General features: G+C 34.6%; 7 protein-coding genes and 1 pseudogene. 6 read left to right on the forward strand and 2 right to left on the reverse strand.

Annotated features, from left to right (window positions below):
* Positions 1–689: 689 nt before the first annotated feature.
* Both HMPREF3177_RS07375 and HMPREF3177_RS07380 read right to left on the reverse strand, forming a co-directional pair.
* Positions 690–989, reverse strand: coding sequence for a hypothetical protein (locus HMPREF3177_RS07375; RefSeq protein WP_070458313.1), 300 nt, complete (start codon positions 987–989; stop codon positions 690–692).
* Between the two features lie 480 nt (positions 990–1469).
* Positions 1470–1784 carry an ArsR/SmtB family transcription factor gene (locus tag HMPREF3177_RS07380; protein WP_068130419.1) on the reverse strand — a complete coding sequence of 105 codons (315 nt, stop codon included), beginning with the start codon at positions 1782–1784 and terminating at the stop codon, positions 1470–1472.
* A gap of 473 nt (positions 1785–2257) precedes the next feature.
* Between HMPREF3177_RS07380 and HMPREF3177_RS07385 the strand changes: the two genes are divergently transcribed.
* The 6 genes and pseudogenes from HMPREF3177_RS07385 to HMPREF3177_RS07410 form a co-directional block, all read left to right on the forward strand.
* Positions 2258–3004: a ZIP family metal transporter gene (locus HMPREF3177_RS07385; RefSeq protein ID WP_083286917.1), complete on the forward strand. Its 747-nt coding sequence runs from the start codon at positions 2258–2260 to the stop codon at positions 3002–3004.
* 65 nt (positions 3005–3069) lie between these two features.
* Positions 3070–4995, forward strand: coding sequence for a heavy metal translocating P-type ATPase (locus HMPREF3177_RS07390; protein WP_070458319.1), 1926 nt, complete (start codon positions 3070–3072; stop codon positions 4993–4995).
* Positions 4996–5256: 261 nt separating this feature from the next.
* On the forward strand, positions 5257–5799 hold the full coding sequence (locus HMPREF3177_RS07395) for a recombinase family protein (protein ID WP_070458322.1): 543 nt from the start codon (positions 5257–5259) through the stop codon (positions 5797–5799).
* A gap of 187 nt (positions 5800–5986) precedes the next feature.
* Positions 5987–6433, forward strand: a pseudogene (locus HMPREF3177_RS07400) (AAA family ATPase); the annotation flags it as partial.
* 194 nt (positions 6434–6627) lie between these two features.
* Positions 6628–7239, forward strand: coding sequence for a recombinase family protein (locus HMPREF3177_RS07405; RefSeq protein ID WP_068130408.1), 612 nt, complete (start codon positions 6628–6630; stop codon positions 7237–7239).
* A gap of 48 nt (positions 7240–7287) precedes the next feature.
* A partial coding sequence (locus tag HMPREF3177_RS07410) for a toprim domain-containing protein (RefSeq protein WP_246827416.1) occupies positions 7288–7917 on the forward strand: 630 nt, incomplete at its 3' end.

Consider the following 7917-nt stretch of genomic DNA (forward strand, 5'->3'; position numbering starts at 1 on the left):
TTTCAAGTGGCTAACTTAAACTTGAAATTTAAGTATTTAAAGTTTTATTTAAATATATTTTTTATCTAACAAAAAGCGCGCATAATTCCGATTTTTTGTTAATTATCCGGATATATTTAACAAATTCCAGTATTCCCGGATCATTTTTGTAAATAAGAGGGATGAACAGCGTGGTGTCCTGATCTTAATCAGTGAAATAAGGTTTTTAATCATCTAAAGGATAAATTTCCTTAAAAATCATAAAATTGAGTGTATAAGACCTAATATGGGCCTTTTGTCATGAATGTCTATAAAATCGAAATAAATATGGAGAGGCAACATGCAAATGTTGTAAAGATTTAAGGATGCTATCATTATGAGAAAGTTTTTCTAGAATATCGAACATAAACATACTAAAAATTCGAATGACTTGAGGTCGTTTGTTCTCAAGTCATTCTACAGCTTTTTTATCTTGCTTCGCTGTTGGTCACACCAGCTGTAAACAGGAATAAAAATTAATCAAATATTTTTAAAATTATAGTTACTCCTAGTGCACCTACGATCATGATAGTAGAGAAACTAAATAATATTTCTAACCAATTAGAATCAGGTAAAAACGAGAATAGTATTACATCAATAAATATTACTAATATTATCCATGAAACTACTTTTAAATGATTTTTTCTTTTGTTCATAAAGTAATGCTCACCTTAACTAAAGACTTTACAAGCAGCTTGTTTGCCACCGAATTTTTCGACTGCTGTTTGGAAAAGGTATCTGCAAGCCCATCCTCCGAGGGCTCCGGTAACAGTTCCTACGGGACCAGAAATTAGTGTTCCAGCTGCTCCGACAGCTAGTGCTGCTCCTATACATCCCATATAGCTTGAGAATATACAAGCCCATTTTAATGCGAAAACTTGTTTGTCTGTTAATGCATATGTATTAACTTCATTTTCTGATATTAAATAATTGGTAGTAATCTCTTTATCCTTGGAGATAGACTCACTCATTATTAATGTATTATCTACAGCATCGTAAAGCTCAAATGTTGCTGAATTTTGTGTTTTATCATCATACTTTTGAATGCTGTAAGAAAATAATTCTTCATTTGCAAAGTATATATTTATGAAATCTCCATTGCCATTAATTTGGACATTTAGAATATAATGAGTTTGATCATTATCTTGGATTTAGAACTGGCTGCTTAATCTTTTGCTTGACCTGGGGCCCTTATGGGCATGACTTGCCCTGTGTGTTGTTTGAAGTTGAACGCAAACATCCACCACACATCCCGCTTTGCGGATATCTTGCCCATACCCACGTCAAGCAAAAGACTGTAAGAAAGCGTACAATATAACTTTGTGAAATTTACTGAAATAACTATTTTCAAGTGGCTAACTTAAACTTGAAATTTAAGTGCGAGTGCTTTTCTTGTTTCTCTGATTTTGAAATTTTAAAAACCTCCATTTAGTTTTATATATTATTTGCTCTTATTGTTCTAGTTCGTTGATATGAGTTAAGACTTGTTCGAGAATACTGAAAACATGAAGATCATCAAGACTGTAAACCATGCTTTTCCCTTCTCTCCTTGCCTTCACTAAACGCGAATCTTTCAATATTTTTAGTTGGTGTGAAATCGCGGACTGTTCCATATCCAATGCAAGCACAATGTTTCCAACACTGAGTTCTTTTTTCTGTAAAAGAAAGAGAATCGACAAGCGTGTAGGGTCACTAATCACTTTGAATAATTTGCTTATTGATTGAATCTTCTCTTTATTGATTGGCGAAGATGTTGATGTATGCATATGCTCTTATTCCTCTCATATGATTTTCCGTTCATATATATAATACCACATGAGTAAAACGATGCGAGTTTTTAGTTTATAGACTAAATTAAGACTTTTGTATTCATAATAGTAGTCCATTTGAACAAGAAGCATCTTGTCTTGACAAAGCTCATACAGTGAGTTAATATGATTTAGTAAACATATGAACGAAACTTCATATGTAAAACATAATCATTCCGATTTACATATGAAAGGAGATGGATACTGGATAAGCCCAAAATATATGAATCCTTGCCTTACTTCGGCAAGCATGCGAGTTCAGAAGTTGCAAAACACAAAAAAGTCGGTGTATAGTTATACTATTTCTATTAGTCTAACTCAAGTTGAAAAATATTTTACGGCAGTTAAAGGATGTGTATTTTAATGGTTGATTGGTTTTTGAGTTAAACCCAATCTGGCAAGCAACATTAGCGGGTGTATTTACTTGGCTAATGACCGTCCTAGGTTCGAGTTTAGTATTTTTATTTCATGAAGTGAATGATAAACTTCTTGCCATTATGAATGGTTTTGCTGCCGGGGTTATGTTTGCAGCAAGTTACTGGTCTTTGTTAGCGCCATCCATTGATTTTGCAGAGCAAAATGGTTATGGTATTTGGTCATTTGTGCCTGCTTTGGTTGGTTTTTTAGTAGGAGGCCTCTTTTTAAGAGTTGTGGATGGCGTGGTCCCTCATTTGCATAATAGAACAAGCGGTGTTGAGGAAACTGAGGGTGTTGCTTCATCTTTATCGTCTACAACCCTTTTGTTTCTAGCGGTAACCATTCATAATATACCAGAAGGGTTGGCAATTGGTGTGGCTTTTGGAGCTGCTGGACAAGGAGCTTCTGCTATTACAAGTGCATTGGTGCTTGCACTTGGTATTGGGCTGCAAAACTTTCCCGAAGGTGCTGCGCTTTCAATGCCTATTCGAGCAGAAGGCAGTACAAAGGGACATGCATTTAATATGGGGCAATCCAGTGCACTTTTTGAAATTATATCAGCAACTATTGGCGCTTGGCTGGTCACACAGATAACTGTTATCTTACCTTATGCATTAGCTTTTGCAGCAGGAGCCATGGTATTTGTCTGTGTTGAAGAATTGATTCCTAATTCTCAATCGAATGGACATAGCGAAGTAGCGACAATGGCATTTATGATTGGTTTTGCTATCATGATGACATTGGACGTTGCTCTTGGTTAAACAATAAACAAAGGACACAAAAAAGTCTACAAAAATCAAATAAATTATATAGAAAGGTGATAAAAATGGAAAATATCCAAGAACAACAATCACAGGAAAAAGAGAAACATAACCATAACCACGACCACGATCACGGAAAGATGCCTATTGTTTTATACTTTATTGGTTTGGCATTGGCAATTGTTTCGCTGTTCTTAAGTGACGAATATCAAACCGTAAAAAACATCATGTTCTCACTCGCCACAATTAGTGCGGGCTATCATGTCATTATTCTGGAAGGTCTTGGAGAGACAATTGAGAATACAAAAACAAATAAAAAGTTCACGCCTAATTCTCATATTTTAATGGGATTAGCAGCTATAGGAGCTTCAGCGATAGGGAATTTTTGGGAAGGAACGTTGTTGATTCTCATTTTTTCAGGCGCACATTTTCTGGAAGATTACGCTGAAGGAAGAAGTAAACGAGAAATAACGAAATTACTCGAAATGAATCCAACGACTGCTCGGTTAATTTTGCCTGATGGGAATACAAAAATTGTTGATGTCAGTGAATTAACAGTGGGAGACCAACTTCAGGTATTAAATGGTGACCAAGTACCCATTGATGGCGTCATTTTATCTGGCTCTACTTCCATTGATGAATCGTCTATTAATGGTGAAAGTATACCCAATGAAAAAACAAAAGGAGATACCGTTTTTGGGAGTACGATTAATGGGACAGGTACGTTTACAATGGAAGTCACCAAAGAAAACGAAGATACAGTCTTTTCAAAAATTTTACAATTAGTGAACCAGAACCAAGATAATCAAACAAAAGCTGCAAGTATTATCCAAAAATTTGAACCGAAATACGTTACAGTTGTTTTAATTGCTATTCCCCTGTTCGTGTTATTAGCTCCTGCTCTATTTGATTGGACATGGGCACAAAGTATTTATAGAGGATTAGTTCTTTTAGTTGCAGCTTCACCATGTGCTTTAGCAGCAGCTACCGTATCGGTAACCTTATCAACGACCTCTAATCTGGCCAAAAAGGGAGTCCTTTCAAAAGGTAGTTCTTATCTGTCTCAATTAGCTGATACTCAAGCAATTGCGTTTGATAAGACCGGAACTTTGACCAAAGGAAAACCAGAAGTAACCAATTATCATTTTGCTGATTCCGTGAACGTAGAAAATATGATTGATATCGTAGTAGCTCTTGAAAAAGAATCCAATCACCCCTTAGCAGATGCCATTCTAAGAAAGTTTGAACAAAAAAATCAACTGACTATTGAAGTAGAAAATCAGATTGGCAAAGGGTTGACAGGAGATTACAACGGCAAAAATTATCGGATCGGAAAACCAACTTCGTTTAACGAGGTTGCAGATGAATATATTCGTTTAAATAATGAATGGGCATCAGAAGGTAAAACAGTCGTATATGTAGCAGAAGATGAGAATGTCATTGGACTTATAGCTCTCATGGACGTTCCAAGTGAACATGCAAAAGACACCATTAAATACTTTAAAGAACAAGGCATACACACCACTTTAATCACTGGCGACTCAGAAATGACAGGAAAAGCAGTTGCGGAACAATTAGAAATAGATGAAGTAATCGCGAATGTCATGCCAGAAGATAAATCTCGAATTATAGACGAGCAAAAAGAGAAATACGGCTTAACAGCAATGGTGGGTGATGGTGTAAATGATGCCCCAGCCCTTGTGAATGCAAATGTAGGGATTGCCATGGGAGACGGAACCGATGTAGCAGTAGAAGTGTCTGATTTAGTTCTAATGCAGAATGACTTATCTAAATTGGTTAAAGCTCATGAAATTTCTTCTAAAATGAATCGTGTCATTTGGCAAAACATTCTTTTTTCAATGGCAGTCGTAGCCTTTTTAGTAGTAGTGAGTTTATTAGGTCTAACAGATATAGCGATCAGTGTCATTATTCATGAAGGAAGTACGTTGGTCGTTATTCTGAATGGACTTCGTTTATTAAAATCTAATTAATTCTATCAAAACCCATAAAGCTAGGGTATAGTAATAACTGTCTGAAGTTAATATGCCTTTAACGTTCTAAAAACGTTAGAGGCATATTTTTTATAAATTACTTTGTCTCAAAAACAATCGATTATGGGACGATTTTAAATAACAACTTTTATAGACTAGAAGAAGGGTTTTTTAGTGCCAAAACTTTGCTCTTTATCTACGTATCTTTACCCACCCTTTATGATACAATTGAGAAAATCAAAATAGAGAAGGAAGAGGATTATGAGTGGGTATGCAAGGGTAAGTACACGATCACAAGAATTGTCTCGTCAGTTGGATTTGCTCAATGAACATAACTGCAACGAAATACTGACCGAAAAGATGACGGGAACCAAAGCTAACCGTCCGCAATTAAATCGACTGAAAGATAAATTGCGTCCAGGTGATACAGTTGTCGTGGAAAGCTTCTCTCGTTTGGGTCGCAGTACAAAAGATTTAATTGAACTTGTAAATTACTTTGAAGAACATAATATAAAGTTGATCAGCTTAAAAGAGAATTTTGATACTGCCACTCCACATGGTCGGCTTATGATGACTGTATTTCAAGCATTTAGCCAATTTGAGCGAGATTTGATTGTTGAACGTACAAAAGAAGGTTTAAAAAGTGCTCGAGCTAGAGGGCGAAAAGGCGGGCGCCCTCCTGTGAACCAACGAGATATCGAACGAGCAATAAAATTGTACAAAAATGAAGAATATAGTGTGAAAGAAATTGTTGAGATGACAGGAATCAGCAAGTCAACGCTTTATCGTTACTTAGATAAATAAAAATTGACGATTAATTTTATTTAATCGTAGGAAAGAGGTGTTCTCATAAACCAAGAACTTCCTCCATTAACTCTATATACGGGCGACTAAAATGACGAATGAAATCGATATGATCGGTGGTAAAATGGGTATGGTTAAAAGTATGTATAGAGTTCTTCAGTTAGGAGCAGAAGAAAAATACTCAACGAATGTGTATGAAGAAATTGATCTCATTATTATTGATGAAATAGATCGATTAAAAGTACAGCATTTAGAACAATTAAGAGATATTTATGACCAAAAAGATGTGGCTATGATCTTTATTGGAATGCCGGGTATAGAAAAGCGATTGGCTCGTTATCCTCAACTCTACTCGAGAATAGGTTTTGCCCATGAATTTGACAGATTGAGTAAAGACGAGATCCACCATATTCTGGAATACAAATGGGAAGAGTTAGGATTATCTGTCCAACTGGAAGATTTTGCTAATTATGAAGCTGTCACTAGTATTATTAAAATTACCAGTGGAAACTTTCGACTTATCCAAAGACTTTTCACCCAAATCGAAAGAATATTAGAAATCAATAACCTTGAAACTATCACGACAGAAGTAGTGGAAGCTGCACGAGATAGTTTAGTTATTGGAGTAAAATAAGTAACAAAAAGGACTATTTCATTTAGCGAAATAGTCTTTTTTGTTCTATTAGTGCAACATAGCGCTTGAAGTTAGTGCGAAATAAAACCAAAATTTACACTTATAAATGTTGGTATATGTGCATTTGTTAAGCATTTTAGTTACAATAAATATGTTAGGACATATAAATAGGTCATATATATAAGGTGGTTTTATTGAATAAAGAAAAACATAAAATCGGTTATGCAAGAATAAGTGATAAAGATCAAAACTTTGCTCGGCAGATTGAAAGTTTAAATAAAGCAGGTTGCTACAAAATATATACAGATGATTTAAGTGGGAAAGATAGAAATAGACCAGCTTTAAAAGAAATGCTTAGTTTCATAAGAGAAGGCGATATAGTGGTTGTTTCTGAACTTGATAGATTAGGAAGAAATAATAAGGAGTTAACAAGGACACTTGATGAAATAAGAATAAAAGGTGCGACAATTGAAATATTAGATTTACCTTCTTTAAGAGGAGTTGAAGATGATAATTTAAGACAATTATTGCAGAATTTAATTATTGAGCTATATAAATATCAAGCAGAAAAAGAACGTGAAGCTATTTTAGAAAGACAAAGACAAGGGATTGAAATAGCTAAAAAACAAGGGAAGTATAAAGGTAAACCTTTCAAATATTCAAAAGACAATCCTAGATTAAAACATGCTTTTGAATTATTTAAGCAAGGGTTAAGTGATCGAGAAGTTGAAGAAAAAACTGGTATCAATGAACGTACTTTTAGAAGATATAGACAAAGAGCGGGTATTTATAGAAAAGATTATTAGAAACATAGTAGATCAATGACTTTTTCTTTTTAGAAAAGGAGTTAGAGTATGAATACAGTTATTTTAGCTGAAAAACCAAGTCAGGCTCAAAGTTATGCAGAAGCTTTTAAACAATCAAAAAAGAAAAATGGTTATTTTGAAGTGTCAGATGATGAATTACCAAGTGCGATAATTACATATGGTTATGGTCATTTAGTTAGTTTAGCAGAACCTGAAAAGTATAATAAAGATTGGAAAAAATGGAGTTTAGAGCAATTACCAATGTTTCCTGATCAATATAAATTTGAGGTCTCAAAAGGTGCTGCAAAACAATTTAACATTGTTAAAAAGCATTTAGATAATGCTGATACTATTATTATAGGTACAGATAGTGATAGAGAAGGAGAAAATATTGCACGATCAATAATTAGTCTTTCGGGAAATGGTAAAAAAGATATTAAAAGATTATGGTTAAACTCACTTGAAACTGATGAAATTAGAAAAGGTTTGAAGAACTTAAAAGACGGTAAACAATTTTATTCTACTTATAAAGAAGCACAGACTAGACAGATTGCCGATTGGTTGGTTGGAATGAACTTATCACGTTTATATACGTTGTATATGCAGAATAACGGTCTGAATGGCGTTTTTAGTATCGGACGAGTGCAAACATCCACCACACATCCCGCTTTGCGGATA

This window comes from Nosocomiicoccus sp. HMSC09A07, from assembly GCF_001808485.1.
In the GTDB taxonomy this organism is placed as follows: Bacteria; Bacillota; Bacilli; order Staphylococcales; family Salinicoccaceae; genus Nosocomiicoccus; species Nosocomiicoccus ampullae_A.

Excerpts from the sequence above, each read along its gene's own strand:
- HMPREF3177_RS07375 (WP_070458313.1), bottom strand. The coding sequence starts at position 989 with ATGAGTGAGTCTATCTCCAAGGATAAAGAGATTACTACCAATTATTTA.
- HMPREF3177_RS07380 (WP_068130419.1), bottom strand. The coding sequence starts at position 1,784 with ATGCATACATCAACATCTTCGCCAATCAATAAAGAGAAGATTCAATCA.
- HMPREF3177_RS07385 (WP_083286917.1), top strand. The coding sequence starts at position 2,258 with ATGACCGTCCTAGGTTCGAGTTTAGTATTTTTATTTCATGAAGTGAAT.
- HMPREF3177_RS07390 (WP_070458319.1), top strand. The coding sequence starts at position 3,070 with ATGGAAAATATCCAAGAACAACAATCACAGGAAAAAGAGAAACATAAC.
- HMPREF3177_RS07395 (WP_070458322.1), top strand. The coding sequence starts at position 5,257 with ATGAGTGGGTATGCAAGGGTAAGTACACGATCACAAGAATTGTCTCGT.